The organism is Streptomyces dryopteridis (assembly GCF_049606955.1).
GTDB lineage: Bacteria > Actinomycetota > Actinomycetes > Streptomycetales > Streptomycetaceae > Streptomyces.
In genome coordinates, this window is record NZ_CP187113.1 from 2,651,512 (window position 1) to 2,675,780 (window position 24,269).

19 protein-coding genes and 6 tRNA genes are annotated in these 24,269 nt (G+C 73.2%); 9 read left to right on the forward strand and 16 right to left on the reverse strand.

Annotated elements, in window-relative coordinates; genetic code table 11:
• Window positions 1-37: 37 nt before the first annotated feature.
• Complete coding sequence (locus ACN20G_RS11160; RefSeq protein ID WP_424212593.1) at window positions 38-1,495, forward strand: PrsW family intramembrane metalloprotease; 1,458 nt, start codon at window positions 38-40, stop codon at window positions 1,493-1,495.
• Here the strand turns inward: ACN20G_RS11160 and ACN20G_RS11165 are convergent.
• From ACN20G_RS11165 to ACN20G_RS11210, 10 genes are all read right to left on the reverse strand, one after another.
• On the reverse strand, window positions 1,404-2,531 hold the full coding sequence (locus tag ACN20G_RS11165) for a peptidoglycan DD-metalloendopeptidase family protein (RefSeq protein WP_424212594.1): 1,128 nt from the start codon (window positions 2,529-2,531) through the stop codon (window positions 1,404-1,406). The two genes, ACN20G_RS11160 and ACN20G_RS11165, sit on opposite strands and share 92 nt — an antisense overlap.
• Before the next feature lie 330 nt (window positions 2,532-2,861).
• Complete coding sequence (locus ACN20G_RS11170) at window positions 2,862-4,118, reverse strand: PP2C family protein-serine/threonine phosphatase (protein ID WP_424212595.1); 1,257 nt, start codon at window positions 4,116-4,118, stop codon at window positions 2,862-2,864.
• Between the two features lie 185 nt (window positions 4,119-4,303).
• Window positions 4,304-4,377, reverse strand: a tRNA-Met gene (locus tag ACN20G_RS11175).
• Window positions 4,378-4,460: 83 nt separating this feature from the next.
• Complete coding sequence (locus tag ACN20G_RS11180) at window positions 4,461-4,955, reverse strand: FBP domain-containing protein (RefSeq protein ID WP_424212596.1); 495 nt, start codon at window positions 4,953-4,955, stop codon at window positions 4,461-4,463.
• Window positions 4,956-5,085: 130 nt separating this feature from the next.
• Window positions 5,086-5,158 (reverse strand) — tRNA-Lys (locus ACN20G_RS11185).
• Window positions 5,159-5,315: 157 nt separating this feature from the next.
• Window positions 5,316-7,649 (reverse strand): DEAD/DEAH box helicase, encoded by a 2,334-nt coding sequence (locus ACN20G_RS11190; RefSeq protein WP_424212597.1) that lies wholly within the window; start codon window positions 7,647-7,649, stop codon window positions 5,316-5,318.
• Window positions 7,650-7,919: 270 nt separating this feature from the next.
• Window positions 7,920-8,555 (reverse strand): hypothetical protein, encoded by a 636-nt coding sequence (locus ACN20G_RS11195; RefSeq protein WP_424212598.1) that lies wholly within the window; start codon window positions 8,553-8,555, stop codon window positions 7,920-7,922.
• A 208-nt stretch (window positions 8,556-8,763) separates the two neighbouring features.
• Complete coding sequence (gene crcB / locus ACN20G_RS11200) at window positions 8,764-9,129, reverse strand: fluoride efflux transporter CrcB (protein WP_424212599.1); 366 nt, start codon at window positions 9,127-9,129, stop codon at window positions 8,764-8,766.
• Entirely contained in the window at window positions 9,126-9,665 is a 540-nt protein-coding gene (gene crcB, locus ACN20G_RS11205; protein ID WP_424212600.1) for a fluoride efflux transporter CrcB, read from the reverse strand. The genes crcB (ACN20G_RS11200) and crcB (ACN20G_RS11205) overlap by 4 nt, the downstream gene beginning before the upstream one ends.
• A 27-nt stretch (window positions 9,666-9,692) precedes the next feature.
• Window positions 9,693-10,043: a metallopeptidase family protein gene (locus ACN20G_RS11210; protein ID WP_424212601.1), complete on the reverse strand. Its 351-nt coding sequence runs from the start codon at window positions 10,041-10,043 to the stop codon at window positions 9,693-9,695.
• Between the two features lie 136 nt (window positions 10,044-10,179).
• Between ACN20G_RS11210 and ACN20G_RS11215 the strand changes: the two genes are divergently transcribed.
• The 3 genes from ACN20G_RS11215 (at window position 10,180) to ACN20G_RS11225 (ending at window position 10,460) form a co-directional block, all read left to right on the forward strand.
• A tRNA-Glu gene (locus ACN20G_RS11215) sits at window positions 10,180-10,252 on the forward strand.
• 36 nt (window positions 10,253-10,288) lie between these two features.
• Window positions 10,289-10,362 (forward strand) — tRNA-Asp (locus ACN20G_RS11220).
• A 24-nt stretch (window positions 10,363-10,386) separates the two neighbouring features.
• Window positions 10,387-10,460, forward strand: a tRNA-Phe gene (locus ACN20G_RS11225).
• A gap of 112 nt (window positions 10,461-10,572) precedes the next feature.
• Here the strand turns inward: ACN20G_RS11225 and ACN20G_RS11230 are convergent.
• The 3 genes from ACN20G_RS11230 to ACN20G_RS11240 form a co-directional block, all read right to left on the reverse strand.
• Entirely contained in the window at window positions 10,573-11,451 is an 879-nt protein-coding gene (locus tag ACN20G_RS11230; RefSeq protein ID WP_424212602.1) for a cytochrome c biogenesis CcdA family protein, read from the reverse strand.
• A complete protein-coding gene (locus ACN20G_RS11235; protein ID WP_424212603.1) occupies window positions 11,448-12,206 on the reverse strand; it encodes a DsbA family protein in 759 nt (252 codons plus the stop codon). Before ACN20G_RS11235 ends, ACN20G_RS11230 begins: the two co-directional genes overlap by 4 nt.
• An 87-nt stretch (window positions 12,207-12,293) precedes the next feature.
• Complete coding sequence (locus tag ACN20G_RS11240; RefSeq protein ID WP_424212604.1) at window positions 12,294-12,689, reverse strand: hypothetical protein; 396 nt, start codon at window positions 12,687-12,689, stop codon at window positions 12,294-12,296.
• A gap of 367 nt (window positions 12,690-13,056) precedes the next feature.
• Here ACN20G_RS11240 and hrpA point away from each other — a divergent pair, with 367 nt between their 5' ends.
• The gene (gene hrpA, locus ACN20G_RS11245; RefSeq protein ID WP_424212605.1) at window positions 13,057-16,989 is read left to right on the forward strand and encodes an ATP-dependent RNA helicase HrpA; all 3,933 of its coding nucleotides are present in this window, start codon (window positions 13,057-13,059) and stop codon (window positions 16,987-16,989) included.
• 75 nt (window positions 16,990-17,064) lie between these two features.
• Window positions 17,065-17,138, forward strand: a tRNA-Asp gene (locus ACN20G_RS11250).
• A gap of 741 nt (window positions 17,139-17,879) precedes the next feature.
• Here the strand turns inward: ACN20G_RS11250 and bldC are convergent.
• A complete protein-coding gene (gene bldC, locus ACN20G_RS11255) occupies window positions 17,880-18,086 on the reverse strand; it encodes a developmental transcriptional regulator BldC (RefSeq protein ID WP_020869672.1) in 207 nt (68 codons plus the stop codon).
• Between the two features lie 770 nt (window positions 18,087-18,856).
• Between bldC and ACN20G_RS11260 the strand changes: the two genes are divergently transcribed.
• Together ACN20G_RS11260 and ACN20G_RS11265 are read left to right on the forward strand one after the other, a co-directional pair.
• Complete coding sequence (locus ACN20G_RS11260) at window positions 18,857-19,954, forward strand: Leu/Phe/Val dehydrogenase (protein WP_424212606.1); 1,098 nt, start codon at window positions 18,857-18,859, stop codon at window positions 19,952-19,954.
• A gap of 359 nt (window positions 19,955-20,313) precedes the next feature.
• A complete protein-coding gene (locus ACN20G_RS11265) occupies window positions 20,314-20,577 on the forward strand; it encodes a DUF3073 domain-containing protein (protein WP_424212607.1) in 264 nt (87 codons plus the stop codon).
• A gap of 153 nt (window positions 20,578-20,730) precedes the next feature.
• Here the strand turns inward: ACN20G_RS11265 and purM are convergent, their stop codons facing one another.
• Together purM and purF are read right to left on the reverse strand one after the other, a co-directional pair.
• Window positions 20,731-21,801 carry a phosphoribosylformylglycinamidine cyclo-ligase gene (purM, locus tag ACN20G_RS11270; RefSeq protein ID WP_424212608.1) on the reverse strand — a complete coding sequence of 357 codons (1,071 nt, stop codon included), beginning with the start codon at window positions 21,799-21,801 and terminating at the stop codon, window positions 20,731-20,733.
• Between the two features lie 221 nt (window positions 21,802-22,022).
• Entirely contained in the window at window positions 22,023-23,540 is a 1,518-nt protein-coding gene (gene purF / locus ACN20G_RS11275) for an amidophosphoribosyltransferase (protein ID WP_424212609.1), read from the reverse strand.
• Between the two features lie 420 nt (window positions 23,541-23,960).
• Here purF and ACN20G_RS11280 point away from each other — a divergent pair, with 420 nt between their 5' ends.
• Window positions 23,961-24,062, forward strand: a complete 102-nt coding sequence (locus tag ACN20G_RS11280; protein ID WP_424212610.1) for a putative leader peptide — start codon at window positions 23,961-23,963, stop codon at window positions 24,060-24,062.
• The last annotated feature ends 207 nt before the right edge of the window (window positions 24,063-24,269 follow it).

Here is a 24,269-nt window from a genome sequence, read left to right on the forward strand (position 1 = left end):
GGGTCATCCCGTGTTCCGAGTGCCACCCCCTCCCGGTGTGCTCGCACGTCCGTCGGGCACGGTCCGCACGGGCGTGCTCCTCACGCTGCTCGCCGCCCCCGGGATCGCCATCGCCGAGCTGGTCCGCGAGCAGACCGGCACACCGGGGTTCTTCGTCGGCCTGGGCCTGGCCCTGCTGCCGGTCGGCCCGCTGACGGCCGTCTTCCTGCACCTGGGCCGGCCCGCGTCCCGACGCGGGACCGGCTCCCTGTGGTGGTGTTTCGGGTGGGGCGCGTGCGCCGCCGCCCTGATCGCCATACTCGCCAACGGTTTCGCCACCGAATGGATGGCGGACGCGGGCACGGAGGCCCAGCGGGCCGACCGGCTCGGGTCGATGGCCATCGCGCCCGTGGTGGAGGAGATCGCGAAGGGCGCGGCCCTGCTGCCGGCCCTCGTGCTGCGAAGACCCCGGCCCTGGGGGATCACGGACTCGGTGGTGGTCGCCGGATTCACCGCCACCGGCTTCGCGTTCACCGAGAACATCCTCTACCTCGGCAACGCGTTCGGCGAGGACCTGGTGTCCCGTCCCGCCGTCCTGGACTCCCTCACCCTCGCCACCCTCTTCGTCCGGCTGCTGCTCTCGCCGTTCGCGCACCCGCTGTTCACGGCGCTCACCGCGCTGGGCCTCGCCCTCGGGGCCCGGCGGCGCACGGCCCTGGCCCGCCGGGCCCTCCCGGCGCTGGGCCTGGCGGCGGCCATGGGCGCGCACGGACTGTGGAACGGGTCCTCGGAGTTCGGGGAGCACGGGTTCCACCTGGTGTACGCGAGCGTGATGGTGCCCCTGTTCGCGCTCGTGACCGCGGTGACGGTGCGTTCGCGGTCGGCGCGACTGCGCGCGATCCGCGACGAGTTGGGGGTGTACGCCGAGGCCGGGTGGTTGGGGCCGGCGGAACGCGAGGCGCTGGCCTCACCGCCGACCCGGGCGCTGGCCCGGAGCCTGGCCCGGCGCGCGGGCGGCCGGGCGGCGGCCCGCGCCCTGGACCGGTACGCGGCGGCGGCCACGGAGCTGGCGCTGGCCCGGCGGGCGGCCCGGCGGCACGGGCTGGGGGCGGGCGGGGCGGCCGGGTTCACGGCGCGGGAGCGGGAGTTGCTGGAGGAGGTGTGGGCCCGCGGGCCGGAGGCCGGGCCGGCCCTGTGCCGGGCGGCGCTGGCGGAGGGCCTGGTGGTGGCCGTGCCCCTCGTGCCGGAGGTGGAGGCGGTCCCGGAGGCGGTGCCGGTGGGGGCGGCCGCGACGGTCGGGGCGGCCCGGGTTCCGGTGGGGATCGGGGCCGGCGGGGGCGGGGCGGCGCCGCTGAACGGCGTGCCGGCCCAGACCCGGGCCGAGCCGGGCCCGCCGCCCGGGGGCGACGGACCGGCGGCGGACCTCAGATGGTCAGACCCTTGCCCCGCAGGTACGCGGCCGGGTCGATGGCCTGCCCGCCGGAGCGGACCTCCAGGTGCAGGTGGGCGCCCGTGACGTTGCCGGTCTTGCCGACCCGGCCGATGGTCTCGCCGGCGGCGACGCCGCCGGAGGTGACGGACATCGAGGACAGGTGGCAGTACCAGATCTCGGTGCCGTCGGTCAGGCGCAGCACGATGCGGTAGCCGTAGGCGTTGGCCCAGCCCGCGGAGACGATCGTGCCCCCGTTGACGGCCTTGACCGGGGTGCCCACGGGGGCCGCGAAGTCGAGGCCCGTGTGGCTGCCGGAGGACCACATGGAACCGGCGGTGCCGTAGCGGGCCGTGATGACGTAGGAGGAGGTCGGCAGGGCCCAGGCTCCGACGGAGGTGCCGGAGCCCGCGCCGCCCGAACCCCCGCCGGCGCTCTCGCCGGAACCGCCGGAACCCTCGGAGGCGCCCGCGCCGGAGCGGTCGCCGGACCGGGAGGCGACCTCCTCGGCGGCGGCCCGTTCGGCCTTCGCGGTGGCCTCCTTGGCGGCCTGGTCGGCCTCGTCCTTCTCGGTCTGGGCGGCGACCTTGGCCTCACGGGCCTCACGGGCCGCGCTCTCCTGCGCGGCGTCGGCGGCCTGGGCCAGCTCGCGCCGGTTCTCGGCGTCGGCCTGGTACTCGGCCTGCTGGAGCAGGCGGTTGAGGAGGGCCTCGCCGGCGCCGCCCACGCTGGGGATGGCCTCGGCGGGCGCGAGCACGGCCGGGTCGGGGGTCTCGACGGGGGCCGGGGCCTGCCGCGCGTCCTGCTCCGCCTGCCCGCCGGTCGGGGCCTGCTCGGCCTGCGCCTGCTCCTCCAGATCGGCGGAGGGCACGGAGATGGCGGGCTGGGGCTTCTCGGCCGCGTGCGCGAACCCGCTCGCGCCGACCGCCGCGATCACGCCGACGCCGAGCACGGTGGAACCGCGGGCGAGGCCGCCGCGCTGCTTGACCACGCGGTGCCGGCCCCGGATCGGGCGGACGGAGTCCTCGGTCGGGTTCCATTCGCCCCAGGCGCCGGCGCCCGGTTCGGACTCGGCCGCGTCGAGGACGTCGTAGCCGTGCGGGGTGGGTTGGGGGGAAGCCACTGGCCGGCGCTCCTTCGTGTTGGCCGCACCGGCCCGGACGTGGCCACGCGGAATCGCCGCGACGGAGCCATCTCTTGCCGACGGCTGGGACGACCGCGCTGCGTTATCGAAAGGTAATAGACACAGGGGAGTGATTCCAAGCTGTGGCGATTGATCGTTCCCCGGGGGACACAACACCGCCATGTTCCGACCTGTGCTTATGCCGCGCGGGGTGACAACCCGGGCAGAACGTCCCGGCTTTGAGTGCCCCTTCGGCCACTCTCGGAACCTGAACCTCCGTCACCACGCCTCGCTCAGCGCGCCGTTGCACTCACAGCGGGTCACGAACGCTCAGGAACGGCGGCGCCCGCGAGCCCGCCGGCGGCCCTCGCGCGCCACCACCGGCACCGTACGACGCCGCTCCGGCTGCCCCGGTGCCGGCCGGCTCACCGCCAACAGGGCCATGTCGTCGGTGTTCCCGCCCCCCGTGTGCCGGCGCACGTCCGAGGTGAGCGCGTCCAACACCTCCTCGGGGCCCGGGAACAGCCGCCCCGCCAACCGGGCGGCCGGATCGTAGAACTCGCCCTCGGCGTCCCGGGCCTCGCTCATGCCGTCGGTGAACAACAGCAGCGTGGCCCCGTCGGGAAAGGGCCACTCGGCGACCTCGTCCGGCCAGGCCCCCAGATCCCCCAGACCCAGCGGCAGGGCCGGACGCGGCGGGCCGAGCTCCGTCAACGAGCCGTCGGGGCGCAACAGCAGCGGATCCGGGTGGCCCCGGTTGACGATCCGCACCACGGGTCGGTCCCCCGCACCGCGCAGGTGCGGGATCTCCGCCAGCACGCAGGTCGTGAACCCCTCCTCCGCGTCCAGCCCGTCCCGCCGGGTGCCCTCGCGGGCCAGCGCCCGCTCCAGCCGCGCCGCGACCCCGTCCAGGCCCGGCTCGCTCTCGGCGGCCTCCCGGAACGCGCCGAGCACCACGGCCACCGCCCCGACGGCGCTCAGCCCCTTGCCGCGCACGTCCCCGACGGCCAACCGCACCCCGTACGGGGTCTCCTGCACGGCGTACAGGTCCCCGCCGATGAAGGCGTCCGCCTCGGCCGCCTCGTAGCGCGCCGCCACGTGCAGCCCGCCGATCCGCTCCTGCGGGGTGGGCAGCACGGCCCGCTGGGCGACCTCGGCGATGTCACGGGCCGAGGCGAGCCGCTCCCCGGTCCGCCGCACCGCCCGGTTGATGAGCAGCGCCAGGGCGCAGACGGTGGCCACGGTGGCGAGCTCGGTGACGGCCTCGACCTGCCCGACCGTGCCGTTGCGCAGGTGCAGGAAGAGCACGGAGAGGGTGGCCGCGAGCCCGACCAGGACCGTGACCCGCCGGGAGAACAGCGGGGCGGCCACGAGGGGCGCGGCGGAGAAGAAGGGGGAGCCGGTGAACCGGGGCGGGGTGAAGAGGTCGAAGCACAGGCCCACGGCGATCAGCAGGGCCGGCAGCATGCGGGCGAAGCGGCGGGTGCGAACCCGTTCCCCCGCCTCCTCGTCCCGTCGGGCCTCGCGCGCGGCCCTCGGGCCCTTCGGGGTCGCCCCCGCCCGCCGTCCCAGTCGCCGGTCCACCACGCCGATCTCCTGCCGCCGCCCCGCCTCCGATCGCCGTCCCCAGCCTGACCGCTTCCGCCGGACGGGGCCACCGGAGCGGGCGGGACGGGTGACCGGGGCCGGGATTCGGGGCCCGGGTCCCGGGGCCTGAGGCCGAACACGACGAAGGCCCGGATCCTCAAGGGATCCGGGCCTCTGCCACTGAGTAGCGGGGACAGGATTTGAACCTGCGACCTCTGGGTTATGAGCCCAGCGAGCTACCGAGCTGCTCCACCCCGCGTCGGTAAACCCAACTCTACGCCATCACGACGGGGGCGCCGACCACTTTCGGCTCGGGATCCGGATCAATCACCGCGAAACCGGTCAAAGAGATTTCACGAAGGCCGTCAGATTGTTCCGCAGCCGGGCCGCCTGCTCCTCCACCGTGAGCGATTCCTCCACCCGCGTGCCCCCGCCCTCGGGCTTGCGCAGCCCCCGGACGTACAGGGAGCAGGCCAGGTCGGCGCACATGTAGAGGCCCATCACGTTCCCCTCGCGGCCGGCCGGGCCGCGCTTGCGCGCGGTCATCAGGGCCACCCCGGAGCCCGCGTGCAGGGTCAGGCACAGCGAGCACAGGCTGCGGTGGGTGATCCCGCGCCGCACCTGCGGGAAGCGCAGGGCCACGCCGACCGGGGCGCCGTCCTCGTCCTCGGTGACCAGGTAGCTGCGGTCGGGCGCGGACAGGTCCCGCCAGCCCAGGAAGTCCAGCGCCTCCCAGGGGCGTTCGGCCAGGTCGCGCGGGAGCGGCAGCCGACCGGCCTCGCCCTTGGTGCAGTTGACGAACGCGCCCCGGATCTTCTTCTCGTTCAGTTCCCTCATGCCGCCCACGCTAAGGCTCCCTAGGATCCCTAGGCAAATGATTAAAGCCTTAAGGCGACCCGGGACGCGCCGACCCCGGACACGACGAAGCGCCCCGCCCGGTTGAACCGGACGGGGCGCTTCGGAGCGGTAGGCCATGTCGGACTCGAACCGACAACCAATGGATTAAAAGTCCACTGCTCTGCCAATTGAGCTAATGGCCCTGGGTGCTCACCCCAGAGCATAGCCGCAGCGGGGGCGCGGACCGATCGAGTATCGGCCGGAAGTCGCGCGCGCGGTCGCGTGCCGCGCTCGGGGCGGGAACGCGGGAGGCCCCCGCGACACGTGATGTCGCGGGGGCCTCGGGCGTGTTCAGGAGGTTCAGCCGTTGCGCTTCCAGCGCGGCTTGTCGTCACGACGGCCACCGAAGGAGCCGGTGCCGGTGCCGGTCGGACGGTCGTCACGACGGCCGTACGGACGGTCGCCGCCACCGGAGCGGAAGCCGCCGCTGGGGCGCTCGTCGCGACGGTCACGGTTGAACGGACGGTCGCCGCCGCCGGAGCGGAAGCCACCGCGGTCGCCACCGCGGTCGAAGCCGCCGCGGTCGTCACGACGGTCGCCGCCCGAGCGGAAGCCACCGCGGTCGCCGCCACCGGAACGGAAGCCGCCACGGTCGCCACCGCGGTCGTCACGACGGTCACCGCCGGAGCGGAAGCCGCCGCGGTCGCCGCCGCGGTCGTCACGGCGCTCGAAGCCGCCGCGGTCGTCACGACGGTCGCCGCCCGAGCGGAAGCCACCGCGGTCGCCGCCACCGGAACGGAAGCCGCCACGGTCGCCACCGCGGTCGTCACGACGGTCGCCACCGCGGAACCCGCCGCGGTCGCCACCGCGGTCGAAGCCGCCGCGGTCGTCACGACGGTCGCCACCGGAACGGAAGCCACCGCGGTCACCGCCACCGGAACGGAAGCCGCCGCGGTCGCCACCGCGGAAGCCACCGCGGTCGTCACGACGCTCGAAGTTGCCCCGGTCGTCCCGGCGCTCGCGCTCGGCACGCTCGGCGGCGGCGCGCTCGGCCAGCGCGGCGGCCTGGGCCTCCTGCGCGGCCTCGGCCTCGGCGGCCTCGGCGGCGGCCGCCACGGCCTCCTCCGGGTCCTCGCCGCGCTCACGGGCGGCGCGGGCGACCAGGCGCTCGGCCTCGTCGCGCAGCTCGGCGGCCCGACGCTGCACGCGCTCCAGCTGCTTGGTCAGGTCGGCGGCCTCGCGCTCGGCCTGCTTGGCGGCCTTGCTCGCGGAGTCGGCCTGCACCTCGGTCAGGGACCGGGCGCCGGTGATCTCGGCGACCTCGGGGTCGAAGGCGCCGGCGCCGCCGACGATGTGGCGCGAGGCGTCCACGCCCGCGTCCTCCATCAGGCGGAAGATCTGGCGGCGCTGGTGCGGCAGGGCCAGGGAGACCACGGTGCCCGACTGGCCGGCGCGCGCGGTGCGGCCGGAGCGGTGCAGGTAGTCCTTGTGGTCGCCGGCCGGGTCCACGTTGAGGACCAGGTCGATGCCGTCGACGTGGATGCCGCGGGCGGCGACGTCGGTGGCGACGAGGACGTTGACGTAACCGTCCTTGAAGTCGGCCAGGGTCCGGGTGCGGGCGCCCTGGGTCATGCCGCCGTGCAGGGCGTCGGACTTGACGCCCGCCTCGCGCAGCTGCTCGGCGACGCGGTCGGCGCCGAGCTGGGTGCGGACGAAGATGATGGTGCGGCCCTTGCGGGCGGCGATGGCGGCGGTGACCGGGGCCTTGTCCTTCGGCTTCACGACGAGGACGTGGTGGGTCATGGTGGTGACCGCGCCGGCCGAGGGGTCGACCTCGTGCGTGACCGGGTTCACCAGGTAGCGCTTGACCAGGCTGTCGATCTCGTTCTCCAGCGTGGCGGAGAACAGCAGGCGCTGGCCGCCGGCCGGGATCTGGTCGAGCAGCTCGGTGACCTCGGGCAGGAAGCCCAGGTCGGCCATCTGGTCGGCCTCGTCGAGGACGGCGACGCGGACGTCCTCCAGGGAGCAGGCGCCGCGGTTGATGATGTCGCGCAGTCGGCCCGGGGTGGCGACGAGGACGTCGACGCCGCGCTCCAGGGCGTAGATCTGGTTGCCCATCGAGGTGCCGCCGCAGACGACCTTCATCTTCAGGCCGAGCACGTCGCCGTAGGGCTGGAGGGCGTCGGCCACCTGCATGGCCAGCTCGCGGGTCGGGGTCAGGATGACGCCGCGCGGCTTCTTCTTCTCGGTGTGGCCCTCGGCGAGGGTCGTCAGCAGCGGCAGACCGAAGGAGAGGGTCTTGCCGGAGCCGGTGCGACCGCGACCGAGGATGTCCTTGCCGGCCAGGGCGTCCGGGATGGTCGCGGCCTGGATCGGGAAGGGGGCGGTGACGCCGTTCTGCGCGAGCTTGCGCACGACGTTCTCCGGCAGACCGAGGTCGCCGAAGGTGATGGTGGGCTCGGCGTCGACGTCGTCCTCGTCGGAGTCGACGTCGGCGGTGTCGAGCTCGTCGACGAACTCGTCGTCGCGGTCGTCGTCGGCGGCGTCGAAGGTCTCGGCGGCGACGGTCTGCTCGACCTCGACCGTCACGTCGGCCTCCATCGCCTCGATGGCCTCGTTGACGACGAGCGCGTCGAGGTCCTCGATCGGGGCGTTCTCGGGCATGACGGAACGGTCAGAACTGGAAATGGACATGCGAATGCGAAACCTTCCGGAGTCTCGGCACGCGCCCAAACTCCGTGAATCGCAAAACGACCGCCTCTATGCGGTCAGCCACGGCAAGGGAGAGTACGCGCCACACGGCGCTCTTCGGTGACGGCGCCGGGCAATGGGATCAAACGATCTATAACCATACGCACCCTCCCCACCACCTGGCAAGTCGTTCCGCCGTGAACCACCCTGACCTGCGACGATCCCGAACCGCCCACCCCGGGACGGCCGAGGTCAGGGCCCCCGGGACGGTGCTCACGCGCTCGGCTCCGACACCGGCGGCGGCGTCGGTTCCGGGGTGGGTTCGACGGTCGGCTCGGGGGTCGGCTGGGGCGTCCCGGGCTCGGGGGTGACCGGCGGCGGGGTCGACGGCGGTTGCACCACCGGCCCGCCCGTGCCGGCGCCGCCCGTGCCGCCCCCGGCGCCGCCGCCCGGGTGGCTCGGCGAGGGGGCCTGCCCACCGCCGCCGCCCGAGGTGGAGCCCTGGGAGCCGCCCGAGGCCCCGCCGCCCGTCGCCGTGCCCGGGGTGCCCGGCGCGACCGGGCCGGGGGCCGGGGTGGCCCCGGTGGTCATCCCGGACACCCCGGCGGTCACCACGGCCGTCCCCGGCGCGGCCGACCCGACCGCGCCCGGCACGCCCTTCTTGCCGTGCGGCATCCCGTTGCCGGCGACCCCGGGACCGCGGCCGCTGCCGCCGTCGGGCTCGGCCACGGAGCCGCCGCGCCCGCTCGACGCGGACCCGCCGGGCCGGGGGGCGTCCGTCCCGACGCTCATGCAGCCGGCGGTCGCGGCCACCGCGAGCGCGGTGACGGCCAGCCGGGCGGCGGCGGCCGACACGGACCGCGGGGCGCCCGTCCCTCGGGTGGGGAGCGGTGAGAACAACGGGCGCACGGGGGCACCTCCGAGAGACCTGGGGACGGACGGCGACGCGCCCCGGCGCCCGGGGGCACCGGTGGGGGTCGCCGTGCCCAACTCCCCGCGCCCCGTCGGGGACACGCCCGCGCGGGCCCTCACTCGTACCGGTCGGCCCGAACGCCCCCGCGAATCCGCGCATACCCCGGCATACCCCCGGGCGGGTCTCGGACCGGATCCGGGCGGCTCAGCCGCCGGCGAGGAGGAACCCGGCCCAGGCGGCGCCGAATCCGCACAGCGCGGAGCCGAGTCCGTAGGCCAGGGCGAGTCCCGAGCGGCCGCGTTCGAACAAGCGCAACAGCTCGTAGGAGAAGGTCGAGTAGGTGGTGAGCGCCCCGCAGAAGCCGACTCCGGCGAAGCCGCCGAGCAGGCCCGGTCCGGCGCCGCGCGTGACGGTGGCCGTGATCGCCCCGAGCAGCAGGGACCCGACCACGTTCACCGCGAACGTGCCCCAGGGCACCGGGCCTTCGTAGCGGGCCCGCACGAGACGGTCCGTCAGGTAGCGGGCGGGTGCGCCGAGCATGGCGCCGAGGACCACCGCGAGCCAGGTCACGCCGCCCCCTTCCCGGCCCGGTCCAGGACCGCGCGGGTGGCCGAGGCCGCCGCCCACACGGCGAGGACGGCGCCGAGCAGGGTGCCCAGGGCGCACGCGGCGGCGGCCCCGGGGGCGTCGGCCCGCAGCAGCCGGACCACGTCGACGGCGTAGGTGGAGAAGGTGGTGAACCCGCCGAGCACCCCGACCCCGAGGAAGGGGCGCAGCAGCGGGTGCGCGGGGCGGGCCAGGCGGTCCTCGGCCACGCAGGCCATGAGCACGCCGATGGCGGCGCAGCCGAGCAGGTTGATCAGGAGGGTGGCCCAGGGCAGGCCGGTGGGCGGGGCGGGCCAGGCCAGGGAGAGGGCGTAGCGGGCGCAGGCCCCGATCGCGCCGCCGACGGAGACGGCCGCGAGCACGGCGCCCTCACCGGCGCGGCGGGCGGCGGCGAGGCCGAGGGCGACCTCGGGCGCGGCGTCGGCGGTGGGCGCGGGGGGCCGTTCGGGGCCCGGTCGCGTCCCGGTCTGTGGGTCCGTTTCGTCCGGCACGTCCGTCATTCTCCCTCGGCGCCGGGGGGCGGGCGCTCAGCCCCAGCCGAGCTCGTGCAACCGGTCGTCCTCGATGCCGAAGTGGTGGGCGATCTCGTGCACGACGGTGACGGCGACCTCGCGCACGACCTCCTCGGCGCTGCGGCAGTAGCGCAGGGTGGGCCCCATGTAGATCGAGATCCGGTCGGGGAGCACTCCGGCGTACCACTCGCCGCGCTCGGTGAGCGGGGTGCCCTCGTAGAGGCCGAGCAGTTCGGGATCGTCGGCCGGCGGTTCGTCCTCGACGAACACCGCGACGTTGTCCATCACCCGGGTGAGCTCCGGGGGGATCGAGTCCAGGGCCTCGGCGACCAGCTCTTCGAAGGCGTCCCGCGTCATCTCCAGCACCCCGCCATTGTCCGGGACCGGGGTCCGGTCCGGCAGGCGCCGGACCGGGCGGGAAACCGTTTTGGCGATCTCCCGGCGCATCCCCTATGCTTCTCACGTCCCCGGCGCTCGGAAATGTGCGCAGGCGGGCAGATTGGCCCTCATCGTCTAGTGGCCCAGGACGCCGCCCTTTCAAGGCGGTAGCACGGGTTCGAATCCCGTTGGGGGTACGCATCACCTGTGCGAGACTTGTCTCGCACAAGCATGGTCCTGTGGAGCAGTTGGTTAGCTCGCCACCCTGTCAAGGTGGAGGTCGCGGGTTCAAGTCCCGTCAGGATCGCGAGAACCGGTCAAACGGTTCCGTGGCTGGGTAGCTCAGTTGGTACGAGCGATCGCCTGAAAAGCGATAGGTCGCCGGTTCGACCCCGGCCCCAGCCACAGATGAAAGGCCCCGTCCTCGGACGGGGCCTTTCGCGTGTCCGGGGTCCGGGCCCCGCCGGGCGCCCGCCGCCGCGTCCGGGAGGGACGGGCGACGGGCGGGGACCGCGGGTCAGTCGTGGGGGCCGACGGGTTCCGGGGCCCGCTCCCCCGCGTCCCGTTCCCGTTCCTCGCGGGTCGCGCGCCGCCATCGCAGCCCGCCGATCACCCCGGCCACCAGCACCACGCCGGCCAGCAGGGCCCCGTCCGGGACGTGGGAGGCCAGCGAGCGGGCCCATTGTTCGGCCGCGAACCCGCCGTCCACCCCGACCAGGCCGGTCAGCGCGCTGGTGCCGTCGGAGCCGAGGAAGAGCACGCCGATCCCGATGAAGAACAGCCCGGACAGCAGGGTGGTGGTGTGCAGTTCGAGGCGGCCGACGGACAGGCTCCGGCCGCGCAGCAGCCGGCGCCGGCCGAGGTCGAGGCGCTCCCACAGCAGGGCCAGCAGGAACAGCGGCACGGCCATGCCGAGGGCGTACACGGCGAGCAGCAGCGCCCCGTAGACCGGGTTGCCGCCCATCGCGGCGACGGTGAGCACGCTGCCGAGGATGGGGCCGGCGCAGAACCCGGCGAGGCCGTAGACGGCGCCGAGGGCGTACACGGACAGGGCGGTGGTGGGTCGGATCCGGCCGGACAGCTCGGAGATGCGGCGGGAGGCGAAGCCCCGGCCGAGGATCTGGGCCACCCCGAGCAGCACGATCAGCCAGCCGCCGATCGTGACGAGGAGGTCGCGGTTGCCCTGGAAGAAGCGGCCGGCGGTGGAGGAGGCGGCGCCGAGCGGCACCAGGGTGGTGGCCAGGCCGAGGTAGAAGATCCCGGTCCGGGCCAGCAGCCGCGAGGCGGAGTCGACGGAGTAGGCGAAGAAGGCGGGCAGCAGCAGGGCGCTGCACGGGGAGAGCAGCGCGAGCAGGCCGCCGAGGAGGGCCGCCGCGTAACCGATGTCGGGGGTCACTTGGCGGCGGCCTTCACGGCGCGGTCGACGGCGGCGGTGAAGGTCTCCAGCGGCTGGGCGCCGGCGATCGGCTGTCCGTTGACGAGGAAGGAGGGGGTGGAGCGGACGCCGATCCGGTAGCCCTCCTCCTGGTCCTTGGCGAGGGCCTGGGCCGCCTCGTCGCCGGCGCGGTCGCGGTCGAAGCGGTCGAGGTCGGGCACGCCGGCCTCGCGGGCCAGGGCGCGCAGGCGGTCCTCGCCGAAGCCCTTCTCCTTGGCGCCCTCGGCGTAGGCGGCGGCGTGGAACCGGACGAACCGGTCCTGGCGGGCGGCGGCCCAGGCGGCCTTCGCGGCGGCCTCGGACTCCTCGCCGAAGATCGGGAAGTTGCGCCATTCGATGCGCAGGACGCCCTGGTCCACGTAGCGGCGGACGAGTTCGGCCTCGGTCTCCCGGGCGAACTTCCCGCAGTAGCCGCAGCGGAAGTCGGAGTACTCGATGAGGACCACGGGCGCGTCGGGCCGGCCCACGGCCAGCTTGTCGGCGGCGTCCCGGCGGGCCAGGGCGAGGAGTCCGGGCGCGGGGTCGGCGGTGCCGGGGCCGGTGGCCCCGTCGGGGACGGCGCGGTCGGTCGCGGCGGCGGCGGGCCGGTCGGCGGCGGGGGCGTCGGTGCTGGTGGCCTGCCAGGAGACCAGGCCGAGGGTGACGGCGGCGAGGGCGACGCCGGCGGCGATCAGCAGCGGGCGGCGCGCGGCACGGCGGGGGGTGGACGGGGACATGCGGGTGCTCCGGGGATTCGACGCGCGGGGCGCGCGGGGCGGGGTGGGCGCGGGCGTCCGGGTCCGTGCGGATCCGGAAGGGACGGCCTAGACCCGGAGCACGGAGAGGTCGACGGGGCTCGGGGCCGGGCGGTCGGGGCCCCTCACGAGGGCGCCGGGGCGCGGGCCGGGGCCCTGTTCGCAGCGGTCGCCGGGCAGCCGGACGGGCAGTGGCGGCACGTGGTGGTCGCCGGCCCGGGGCGGGGCCGTCGGGGGACGGCCGGGGGTGTGCTCGACCGGATCGCAGCCGGGGGTCTCCGCGCCGGGCCCGAGCCGGGCCCCGGCCGGGTGCGCGAGCGCCGGCGCGGGGTGGACGGGGGTCGCGTGCGCCGCCGCCGCGAAGGGGGCCGGGGTCGCGGGTCGGGGGGTGGTGCCGGGGCAGCCGAGCAGCACCGCGAGCGCGAGCAGTGCGAGCGGTACGAGACGCGCGAGGCGGCGGGGCACGGGACCTTCCGTGGACGGGCGGGACGGGCGCGGGCGGACGGGGTGGTCCCGGCGCGTGTTTCACGTGAAACAGCGCACCGCGACGCGGGACGGGCCGAGGGGTCCGGCACGTGTTTCACGTGAAACACGCGCACCGGGACGCGGGCCGCGCGGGGCGGACCGGTGTCACGGGTGAACGTACCGAGCCCGGATCGCCCGGTGCGGCACCGGCCCGCCGACGGTGTTCCGCGGCGGGTGACCCGCGGGATTCCCGGGGTCGACCGGGCGCCCTCGGGCGACTCGTCCCGAAATGGTACGTGGCGACTCCCCGGCCCGGCCGCAAATGGGTTCGCCGTACTGCCGTCGCGGGTGAGATTCTGGATCAGGTATGTCTACTTCCTTCGCCGCCCTGCAGAGCCTGCTCGGTGAGATCTCGCTCCGCGACGCTCACCGCCTCGGCCGTCGCCTCGAAGGCGCCCGCCGCATCCGCAAACCCGAGGCCAGGCAGGCTGTCCTCGACGAGATCGCCGCCGAGGCCGGGAAGGCCGCCGAGCGGCTGGCCCGGCGTGCCGGGCGGCGCCCCCGGATCACGTATCCGGAATCCCTGCCCGTCAGTCAGAAGAAGGACGAGATCGCCGAGGCGATACGCGACCACCAGGTCGTGATCGTCGCGGGCGAGACCGGCTCGGGAAAGACCACGCAGATCCCCAAGATCTGCATGGAGCTCGGGCGCGGCCTGCGCGGCATGATCGGCCACACCCAGCCCCGCCGGATCGCGGCCCGCACGGTCGCCGAACGCATCGCGGAGGAGCTCGGGAGCGAGATCGGGCAGACGGTCGGCTGGAAGGTGCGGTTCACCGACCAGGTCGACCAGGAGGCCACCTTCGTCAAGCTGATGACGGATGGCATCCTGCTCGCCGAGATCCAGACCGACCGCGAGCTGCGCGCCTACGACACGATCATCATCGACGAGGCCCACGAGCGCAGCCTCAACATCGACTTCCTCCTCGGCTACCTGGCCCAGCTGCTGCCGAAGCGGCCGGACCTGAAGGTGGTCATCACCTCCGCGACCATCGACCCCGAGCGCTTCTCCCGGCACTTCGGGGACGCCCCGATCGTGGAGGTCTCCGGGCGCACCTTCCCCGTGGAGGTCCGCTACCGGCCGCTGCTGGAGGAGGACTCCGAGGACACCGACCGGGACCAGATCACCGCGATCTGCGAGGCCGTGGACGAGCTGGCGGCCGAGGGCCCCGGGGACGTGCTGGTGTTCCTCTCCGGCGAGCGCGAGATCCGGGACACCGCCGACGCCCTGGTCAAGCGCAAACTGCGGTTCACCGAGGTGCTGCCGCTCTACGCCCGGCTCTCGCACGCCGAACAGCACCGGGTCTTCCAGCCGCACACCGGCCGCCGGATCGTGCTGGCCACCAACGTGGCCGAGACCTCGCTGACCGTCCCCGGCATCAAGTACGTGATCGACCCGGGCACCGCCCGGATCTCCCGCTACAGCCACCGCACCAAGGTGCAGCGGCTGCCGATCGAGGCGGTCAGCCAGGCCAGCGCCAACCAGCGCAAGGGCCGCTGCGGCCGTACCAGCGACGGCATCTGCATCCGGCTGTACTCCGAGGAGGACTTCCTCGCGCGGCCGGAGTTCACCGACGCCGAGATCCTGCGCACCAACCTGGCCTCCGTCATCCTCCAGATGACCGCGGCGGGCCTCGGCGAGATCGAGAAGTTCCCCTTCATCGACCCGCCGGACCACCGCAACATCCGCGACGGCGTGCAGCTGCTCCAGGAGCTCGGCGCCCTCGACCCGGCCGTGAAGGACCCGCGCGAGCGGCTCACCCCGATGGGCCGCAAGCTCGCCCAGCTCCCGGTCGACCCCCGGCTGGCCCGGATGGTGCTGGAGGCCGACAAGAACAACTGCGTGCGCGAGGTCATGGTCATCGCGGCGGCCCTGTCCATCCAGGACCCGCGCGAGCGGCCCGCCGACAAGCAGACCCAGGCCGACCAGCAGCACGCCCGGTTCAAGGACGAGACCTCCGACTTCCTGGCCTTCCTCAACCTGTGGCGGTACGTGCGCGAGCAGCAGCGCGAACGCGGCTCCTCCGCCTTCCGCCGGATGTGCCGGCAGGAGTACCTGAACTTCCTGCGGATCCGCGAGTGGCAGGACATCTACTCGCAGCTGCGGACGGTCGCCAAGACCATGGGCATCCACGTCAACGAGGAGGACGCGCCCGAGCAGCACGTGCACGTCTCCCTGTTGGCCGGCCTGCTCTCGCACCTCGGGTTGAAGGACACCGACAAGAACGAGTACCTGGGGGCGCGCGGCGCGAAGTTCGCGATCTTCCCCGGGTCGGCCCTCTTCAAGAAGCAGCCGAAGTTCGTCATGTCGGCGGAGCTCGTGGAGACCTCGCGGCTGTGGGCGCGGGTCAACGCGAAGGTGGAACCGGAATGGGTGGAGCCGCTCGCCCAGCACCTGATCAAGCGGACGTACAGCGAGCCGCACTGGGAGAAGGACCAGGCGGCCGTGATGGCCTACGAGAAGGTCACCCTGTACGGGGTCCCGATCGTGGCCCAGCGGAAGGTGAACTACGGGCGCATCGACCCGGAGGTGTCGCGGGAGCTGTTCATCCGCAACGCCCTGGTCGAGGGCGACTGGCGGACCCACCACAAGTTCTTCAGCGACAACCGGAAGCTGCTCACCGAGGTCGAGGAGCTGGAGCACCGGGCCCGGCGCCGCGACATCGTCGTGGACGACGAGACCCTCTTCGACTTCTACGAGAAGCGGGTCCCCGAGCACGTGGTCTCGGGCGCGCACTTCGACTCCTGGTGGAAGCACAAGCGGCACGAGGAGCCGGAGTTCCTCGACTTCGAGCGCGAGATGCTGCTCACCGAGAAGGCCGCCGGGGTCACCAAGGACGACTATCCGGACTCCTGGCGACAGGGCCGGTTGAAGTTCCGCGTGAGCTACCAGTTCGAGCCGGGCGCGGACGCCGACGGCGTCACCGTGCACATTCCGCTTCAGGTCCTCAACCAGGTCGTGGACGAGGGCTTCGACTGGCAGATCCCGGGTCTGCGCGAGGAGGTGGTGACGGAGCTGATCCGCTCGCTGCCCAAGCCGATCCGGCGCCATTACGTGCCCGCGCCGAACTACGCGGCCCGGTTCCTGGACACCTCGGTGCCCTTGCAGGAGCCGCTGACGGTCACCCTGGCCCGCGAACTGCACCGCATGGTCGGGGTTCCGGTCACGGCCGAGGACTTCGACGTGAGCCGGCTGCCCGAACACCTGCGGATCACCTTCCGGATCGTGGACGAGCGACGCCGGCGGGTGGCCGAGGACAAGGACCTGGAGGCGCTGCGGCTGAAGCTGCGCCCGAAGGCCCGCCAGGCCCTCTCGCAGGCCGCGAAGGCCACGGCGGAGCGCTCGGGCACGGCCTCGGTGGAACGCTCGGGGCTGACGGACTGGACCCTGGGGACCCTGGAGAAGGTCTTCGAGACCCGCCGGGCCGGACAGCCCGTCAAGGCGTTCCCGGCGCTGGTGGACGAGGGCGACACGGTCGGTGTGCGGCTCTTCGACAGCGAGGCCGAGCAGCAGGTCGCGATGCGGCTGGGCATGCGCCGGATGATCCTGCGCAACGTCACGGTGAACCCGGCGAAGTTCGTCGCGGACACCATGAGCAACCAGCAGAAGCTGGCCCTGTCGCGGACCCCGCACGGTTCGGTGCAGGCCCTGTTCGAGGACTGCGCGACCGCCGCCGCGGACCGGCTGATCGAGGCGCACGGCGGCCCGGCCTGGGACGAGGCGGGCTACCGGAAGCTGTTCGAGGCGGTCCGCGCCGACCTCGTGGAGACCACCGTGCGGGCGGTGGGTCAGGTGCAGCAGATCCTCGCCGCCTGGCAGGCATGCGAGCGCCGGCTCAAGGGCACCCAGAGCCTCACCCTGATCGCCAACGTGACGGACGTGCGCGAGCAGCTGGCCCGGCTGGTGCCGGCCGGGTTCGTGACGGCGACCGGCCTGCGCCGGCTGCCGGACCTGATGCGCTACCTCGTGGCCGCCGACCGCCGGCTCCAGCAGATGCCGACGGGCGTCCAGCGCGACACCACGCGCATGGAGAAGGTGCACGAGATGCAGGACGAGTACGCCTGGCTGCTGGAGCAGTTGCCGCAGGGCCGGCCCGTCCCGAGCGCCGTCACCGACATCCGCTGGATGATCGAGGAGCTGCGGGTCAGCTACTTCGCGCACGCGTTGGGCACGGCGTACCCGATCTCCGACAAGCGCATCGTGAAGGCGGTGGACGCGCTGGCGCCCAAACGCGCGTGACCCGCGCTCCCGCGCGCCCGTGATCCGGGTTCGACCGCACCCCCTGACCTGCTGTACAGTCTGACTCGCAGCCAAGGTCCTGTGGAGCAGTTGGTTAGCTCGCCACCCTGTCAAGGTGGAGGTCGCGGGTTCAAGTCCCGTCAGGATCGCAGTGAGATCAGGCCCCGTGTCCGTCAAGGACACGGGGCCTGACGCGTTGTGGGGCCCGGCCCGCGACGACCGACCCGCCGCGACCGGTCCGCCGCCACCGGCCCCGGCCCGATGCCCCCGCTCGGGGCCTCGTGTGCCGACTCCGGCCCCGGATCCCCTCCCGCGCTCCCCACACGCCCCACAGGGGCCCTCGCGCCCCCTCCCGGCCGCCCCGTGCGGCCCACGCGCCCCTCACGCCTCCCGCGCCCCTCCAGGTGCCACCCGACGGGGCGGTGGGGCGTCAACCGGGCGAGAGGGGGTCCCACCCGTTCGACGGAGCCCCGAAGGACCGGAGGGACCCCGCGATTCCCCCGTGCGGCCGATCCGATCGACCCCCGCTCCGTGCCCGACCGGTTCCGGGCACCCTGCCGTAAGGCCCGAGAACCCCGTGATCCGTGTGACGCGGGTCACCTCACGAGTTTTTGAGACGCGCGCATTTATCGGCTTCCTACGCGCTCTCAATTTAATATGTGCAATGGCACCCCCCTCCGAGAGGCGCCCGGCATTTCCCGCAGGATCCCCCTTCGGGCACAAAAAAAGATCGCGCGGGACCCGGCGGAGTCCAGCGCGATCCACGACGTGACGAACCTGTTGGGGCAGGCTCCGTCGTTTTCGTATCGATGGGTTTCATCGGATTGGGGGACCCGAAATCAACCCGGCAATGCAAGGTCCTGCGCCATCGCAGGACGTGCTGCGTCTGCTCAGCCCTCGCTGCGCTGCTGCGGAATTCCCGCGAGCAGTGCGCGAACTTCGGCCTCGCGGTAACGGCGGTGTCCACCCAGGGTGCGGATGGACGTGAGCTTGCCGGCCTTGGCCCAGCGGGTAACCGTCTTCGGGTCCACGCGGAACATGGTGGCGACCTCAGCCGGGGTCAGCAGCGGCTCGGCATCAGGGGTGCGAGCGGTCATGAGCGGCCTCCTCGGGAGAACCGAACCATCTCGGTTCTTTCCTCTAAATTCTGCACCTTGGCCCGCGTTGCCCGAAATGGACATACGCGGGCCGAGTCGGTTATAGGACGAACGGCTTGTCCTCGGCACTACAACTACACCATCCGTCCAGCCTCGTCGGCCAAACCGATGGAATTGCCCTCCGAGGTGTTCATCAGCGGCAGAAGCCGCAGGACCTGCCCATAACGGACAGTCACCCCGCCGTAACGATCAGTCACAGAACAATCAGGAGTCACGAGACCCCCCATAGAGCGCAATGTCGAGCATTCCGCCCATAGTTGGGCGGAAGGAACCCTCCCCGGACTCCTTGTCCTATTTTGGCACGAGGGTAGGGGAAGGGCGCAAGGGTGAAGTTAGTGCGGTCCGTCACGCTTGGGCCAATGGCCCGGATCAGGACGTAGGTCCCGGAACTACGACCTGAAAGTATGGTTCCGGCCCGTGATCCGCTGATTGTGGCCGATGGGGCGATGCGTGCGGAAGGGGTGGAAGGCACGGTTCGGCAAAACGTCACACGGACCGCCCGCCCGATCCACGGATCGGATGAACCCGCGCCCCGTCCGCCGCCGGCCGCCCCCCGCCCCGTGGTACTCCGGTCCGGCGGAGTCACCGCCCGAACTCCGCGGACCGCCCCCCGCGGCGGGGCACCGAGGACTTACCCTGCTCTCGACGACGCCCTCCCACCCGCAGGGGGCGTCGCTTCCCGCCGCATCTCATCCATGGGAGTCACCACCGTGACCGAAATGACCGACGGCGTCCTGCACACCCTGTTCCACTCGGAACAGGGCGGCCACGAACAGGTCGTGCTGTGCCAGGACCGTGCCACCGGACTGAAGGCCGTCATCGCCCTCCACTCCACCGCCCTGGGCCCCGCCCTCGGCGGCACGCGCTTCCACGCCTACGCCTCCGACGAGGAGGCCGTCCGCGACGCGCTCAACCTCGCGCGCGGCATGTCGTACAAGAACGCCCTCGCCGGCCTCGACCACGGCGGCGGCAAGGCCGTGATCATCGGGGACCCCGAGGTGGTCAAGACCGAGGAACTGCTGCTGGCCTACGGCCGGTTCGTGGAGTCCCTCGGCGGGCGCTACGTGACCGCCTGCGACGTCGGCACCTACGTGGCCGACATGGACGTGGTCGCCCGCGAGACCCGCTGGGCCACCGGGCGCTCCCCCGAGAACGGCGGCGCCGGCGACTCCTCCGTGCTGACCGCCTTCGGCGTCTTCCAGGGCATGCGCGCCAGCGCCCAGGCCCGGTGGGGCGACCCGAGCCTGCGCGACCGCGTCGTGGGCATCGTGGGCGTCGGCAAGGTCGGCCGGCACCTCGTGGAGCACCTGCTCGCCGACGGGGCCAAGGTCGTGATCACGGACGTGCGCGAGGAATCCGTGCGCGCGATCGTGGACGCCCACCCGGAGGGCGCGGTCACCGCCGTCGCCTCCGCCGAGGAACTGATCCGGCTGCCCGAGCTCGACGTGTACGCCCCGTGCGCCCTCGGCGGCGCGCTGAACGACGTGACCGTCCCGCTGCTCACCGCCGGCGTGGTCTGCGGCGCGGCCAACAACCAGCTCGCCCACCCGGGCATCGAGAAGGACCTCGCCGACCGCGGCATCCTCTACGCGCCCGACTACGTGGTGAACGCCGGCGGCGTGATCCAGGTCGCCGACGAGCTGCACGGCTTCGACTTCGACCGGTGCAAGGCGAAGGCCACGAAGATCTTCGACACCACGCTGGAGATCTTCGCACGTGCGAAGTCCGACGGCATTCCGCCGGCCGCCGCGGCCGACCGGATCGCCGAGCAGCGGATGTCCGAGGCCCGCGCCGCGCGCACCGCCTGACCCTCCGGCGCACGACCCGCGCGAGCACCGGCCCGTCCCGCCCGATCGGCGGGGCGGGCCGTTTCGCGGGACCCCCGGGGGCCGTTCGGACGCCTCGCGGGTCACGGGGAGAGATGACTCACGGCCTTTCGGCGGGTCGCGCGACGATAAGGCGTTAAAATCGCACCTGACCAGCGAGGACGGGGCGTCTCGCCGGCACCGCGCCGAGGCGCGTCATGCGGGCGGCGTACCGTATGGCCTCGGAAGCGGGTACCGTTAAAGCCCTAACGGACGGTCTCTCCACGGAGAGCCCGCTCCGAACCATGAACGCGTGTCAAGACTCTGGGGCCGTCGAGCCCCGTCACCGAGGGGGTCGAGCCATGGGGCGCGGCCGGGCAAAGGCCAAGCAGACGAAGGTCGCCCGCCAGCTGAAGTACAGCAGCGGCGGAACCGATCTGACGCGTCTGGCCAGCGAGCTGGGCGCATCGTCTTCGCAACCGATCTCGCAGCAGCCGCCGAACGGCGAGCCGCTGGAGGACGACGACGAGGACGACGAGGACCCGTACGCCCGCTATGCGGAGATGTACAACGACGAGGACGAGGACGAGCAGTCCGGTCCCGCCTCCCGTCGCAGCGGGGCTTGACGCGGTCATCCGCGGTGACGCCCCCTGGGGCGTCACTCGTGCCGGTCGCCGGCGTCTCGCGTCAACCGAGTCGACCGCCGTCCGACACGACGACCCCATCGCATTCCACGTGACCCGGTCCGGGGCCCAGCCCCGGACCGGGTTCCGTGTTGCTCAGCGGGCGTAGTCCCCGATCAGGGTCGCGCCCTCGGCGTGCGCCCCCCGCTCGACGATCTCGCCGGCGACCCAGGCGTCGACGCCCCGATCCGCGAGGGTCGCGAGCGCCGGCTCCACCGACTGGGGCGGCACCACGGCCATCATGCCGACGCCCATGTTCAGGGTCTTCTCCAGTTCCAGGCGCTCCACCTTGCCGGCCTCGCCGACCAGGTCGAAGATCGCGCCGGGGGCCCAGGTCGCGCGGTCCACCCGGGCGTGCAGGTGGTCGGGGATGACGCGGGCCAGGTTGGCCGCGAGCCCGCCGCCGGTGATGTGCGAGAACGCGTGCGTCTCGGCGGTCCGGATCAGGGCCAGGCAGTCCAGCGAGTAGATCCGGGTCGGCTCCAGCAGCTCCTCGCCGAGGGTGCGGCCGAGTTCAGCCACCTCCTTCTCCAGCGCCAGGCCGGCGCGGTCGAAGAGGACGTGACGGACCAGCGAGTACCCGTTCGAGTGAAGGCCGGAGGAGGCCATCGCGATCACCACGTCGCCCGCGCGGATCCGGTCGGCGCCGAGCAGCGCGTCGTGCTCGACCACGCCGGTGCCCGCGCCGGCCACGTCGAAGTCGTCCGGGCCGAGCAGGCCGGGGTGTTCGGCGGTCTCGCCGCCGACCAGGGCGCAGCCGGCCAGGACGCAGCCCTCGGCGATGCCCTTGACGATCTGGGCCACCCGTTCGGGGTGGACCTTGCCCACGCAGATGTAGTCGGTCATGAACAGCGGTTCGGCGCCGCAGACGACGATGTCGTCCATGACCATCGCGACCAGGTCGTGGCCGATGGTGTCGTAGACCCCGAGCCGGCGGGCGATGTCCACCTTGGTGCCGACGCCGTCGGTGGCGGAGGCCAGGAGGGGGCGCTCGAAGCGCTTGAGGGCGGAGGCGTCGAAGAGCCCGGCGAAGCCGCCCAGGCCGCCGAGGACCTCGGGGCGCGTGCTCTTCTTCACCCACTCCTTCATCAGCTCGACGGCGCGGTCGCCCGCCTCGATGTCGACGCCCGCCGCTGCGTAGCTGGCACCGGTGGTCTTCTCTGTCATGACAGGAGAGAGCTTTCGTGTCGTTACTGCGGGGTGTTACGGGTGATTCGGATGAATCGCCCGGTGCGCGGGAGCCGGCACCGACATGATCGATGCGGAAGAACCGGCTCCGCTCGCCGGGAACGCACCACCGCGGCTCGGCGCGGGGGTGGGGTGGTCGTGGCCCGCCGGCCGGACCGGTCGCGCCCCGCCCGGGCGGGCGTGGGGCGCGACCGGCGCGGTCACGGTCGGCGCAGGGCGTCGGCGGCGTCGGTGCCGCCGGCCAGCTCGGTCTCCAGCAGCTGCTTGCCGAGCAGCTCCGGGTCGGGCAGCTCCATCGGGTACTCCCCGTCGAAGCAGGCCCGGCACAGGTCGGGCTTGGCGATGGTGGTCGCCTCGACCATGGCGTCGAGCGAGATGTAGGCCAGCGAGTCGGCGCCCAGCGAGGTGCCGATCTCGTCCACGGACATGCCGTTGGCGATCAGCTCCGCGCGGGTCGCGAAGTCGATGCCGAAGAAGCACGGCCATTTGACCGGCGGCGAGGAGATCCGGATGTGGATCTCGGCCGCGCCGGCCTCGCGGAGCATCCGGACCAGGGCGCGCTGGGTGTTGCCGCGGACGATCGAGTCGTCCACGACCACCAGGCGCTTGCCCCGGATGACCTCCTTGAGGGGGTTCAGCTTGAGCCGGATGCCGAGCTGTCGGATGGTCTGCGAGGGCTGGATGAAGGTCCGGCCCACGTACGCGTTCTTGACCAGTCCGGAGCCGTACGGGATGCCGCTGGCCTCCGCGTAGCCGACCGCGGCCGGGGTGCCGGACTCCGGTGTCGCTATCACCAGGTCGGCCTCGACGGGCGCCTCGGCGGCCAGCCGCCGGCCCATCTCGACCCGGCTCAGGTACACGCTGCGACCCCGGATGTCGGTGTCGGGGCGGGCCAGGTACACGTACTCGAAGACGCAGCCCTTGGGCTTCGCTTCCGCGAATCGGGTGGAGCGCAGACCGTTCTGATCGATGGCGATCAGTTCGCCCGGCTCGACCTCACGGACAAAGCTGGCGCCCACGATGTCGAGGGCGGCGGTCTCGCTCGCCACCACCCAGCCGCGCTCCAGGCGGCCGAGGACCAGCGGGCGGATGCCCTGCGGGTCACGGGCGGTGTAGAGCGTGTTCTCGTCCATGAAGACGAGCGAGAACGCGCCCTTGACCTTGGGCAGGACCACGGTGGCGGCCTGCTCGACGGTCAGCGGGTCGCCCTCGGCGTCGGTCTGCCCGGCGAGCAGGGCCGTCACGAGGTCGGTGTCGTTGGTCGCGGCGACCTGGGTGGCACGGCCGTCCCGACGGGGCAGGTCGGCGACCATCCCGGCGAGTTCGGCGGTGTTGACCAGGTTTCCGTTGTGGCCCAAGGCGATCGAGCCGTGGGCGGTCGCCCGGAAAGTGGGCTGGGCGTTCTCCCAGACGGAGGCTCCGGTGGTCGAGTAGCGGGCGTGACCGACCGCGATGTGACCTTGGAGGGATCCGAGGGAGGTTTCGTCGAAGACCTGGGAGACCAGTCCCATGTCCTTGAAGACGAGGATCTGGGAGCCGTTGCTCACAGCGATTCCCGCGGACTCCTGTCCGCGGTGCTGCAGTGCATACAGTCCGAAGTAGGTGAGCTTGGCGACCTCTTCACCCGGAGCCCAGACACCGAAGACGCCGCAAGCGTCCTGGGGGCCCTTCTCGCCGGGGAGCAGGTCGTGGTTGAGTCGTCCATCACCACGAGGCACGCCCCCGAGTGTAGGCGAGACCGTGCACTGGTCCGAATTGGGGATGCCCCGAAAATGTCACAGCACGCAGGGTGACGGGGCCGGCGACGGGGTGTCGCCGAAGGGCTCCCCGGACCTCACGAGCCTTGCGGGGCAAGGGTTCTGGCCCTCGGAGGCGAGGCACGGGCCCGGTGGGCGGCGGCGCGCGGTCGGGGCGGACCGGGGCGTTCCGGGCGGCTTCGGACACCGTCGGGACGCCGGTCCGGCGGGCGCCGGCGGGCGGTGCGCTCGGGGCGCGGGACGCTGCGGAGCGGACGGGCGGCGGTTCCGGGCGCAAGGGGGCACGGGACCCGGGCGGGTGCGACGTTCGCCCCGTGTGCGTCTCGTATGACGGATGGCCCGGTTGACAGCCATACGGGCGTTCGGACAGGCTCTCGCCCCATGCAGCCCCTCGGTGACCGCACCGTCACCCTCGTAGCGCGCCGCCACGTCGACCTGGTCCGTGTCGCCAGCGCCATCTGTCGTCCGACCCGCCGCGTCTGACCCCTTCCCGGTCGACGCACGGCCCGGTCGGCCGGCCCCGCACGCCTTCGACGGCACGCTGAGGGCCGCCCCGCTGCCCCGTTCCCCGCACCCGCCCGGTCCCCCGCGCGCCGCCGTACCCCGGCCGCGCCGTCGGTGACCGGGGCCCGGCCGCGCCGTCGGGTCCGAGTTCGTCCCGCATCCGGGGCGCCGGACCGGCGTGCGCCG

Bases quoted from the DNA above. Each gene is read 5' to 3' on its own strand.
- ACN20G_RS11180 (WP_424212596.1), bottom strand. From the start codon at position 4,955: ATGAGGGAACTGAACGAGAAGAAGATCCGGGGCGCGTTCGTCAACTGC.
- ACN20G_RS11190 (WP_424212597.1), bottom strand. From the start codon at position 7,649: ATGTCCATTTCCAGTTCTGACCGTTCCGTCATGCCCGAGAACGCCCCG.
- crcB (WP_424212600.1), bottom strand. From the start codon at position 9,665: ATGACGGACGTGCCGGACGAAACGGACCCACAGACCGGGACGCGACCG.
- ACN20G_RS11235 (WP_424212603.1), bottom strand. From the start codon at position 12,206: ATGTCCCCGTCCACCCCCCGCCGTGCCGCGCGCCGCCCGCTGCTGATC.
- hrpA (WP_424212605.1), top strand. From the start codon at position 13,057: ATGTCTACTTCCTTCGCCGCCCTGCAGAGCCTGCTCGGTGAGATCTCG.
- bldC (WP_020869672.1), bottom strand. From the start codon at position 18,086: ATGACCGCTCGCACCCCTGATGCCGAGCCGCTGCTGACCCCGGCTGAG.
- ACN20G_RS11265 (WP_424212607.1), top strand. From the start codon at position 20,314: ATGGGGCGCGGCCGGGCAAAGGCCAAGCAGACGAAGGTCGCCCGCCAG.
- purM (WP_424212608.1), bottom strand. From the start codon at position 21,801: ATGACAGAGAAGACCACCGGTGCCAGCTACGCAGCGGCGGGCGTCGAC.
- ACN20G_RS11280 (WP_424212610.1), top strand. From the start codon at position 23,961: ATGCAGCCCCTCGGTGACCGCACCGTCACCCTCGTAGCGCGCCGCCAC.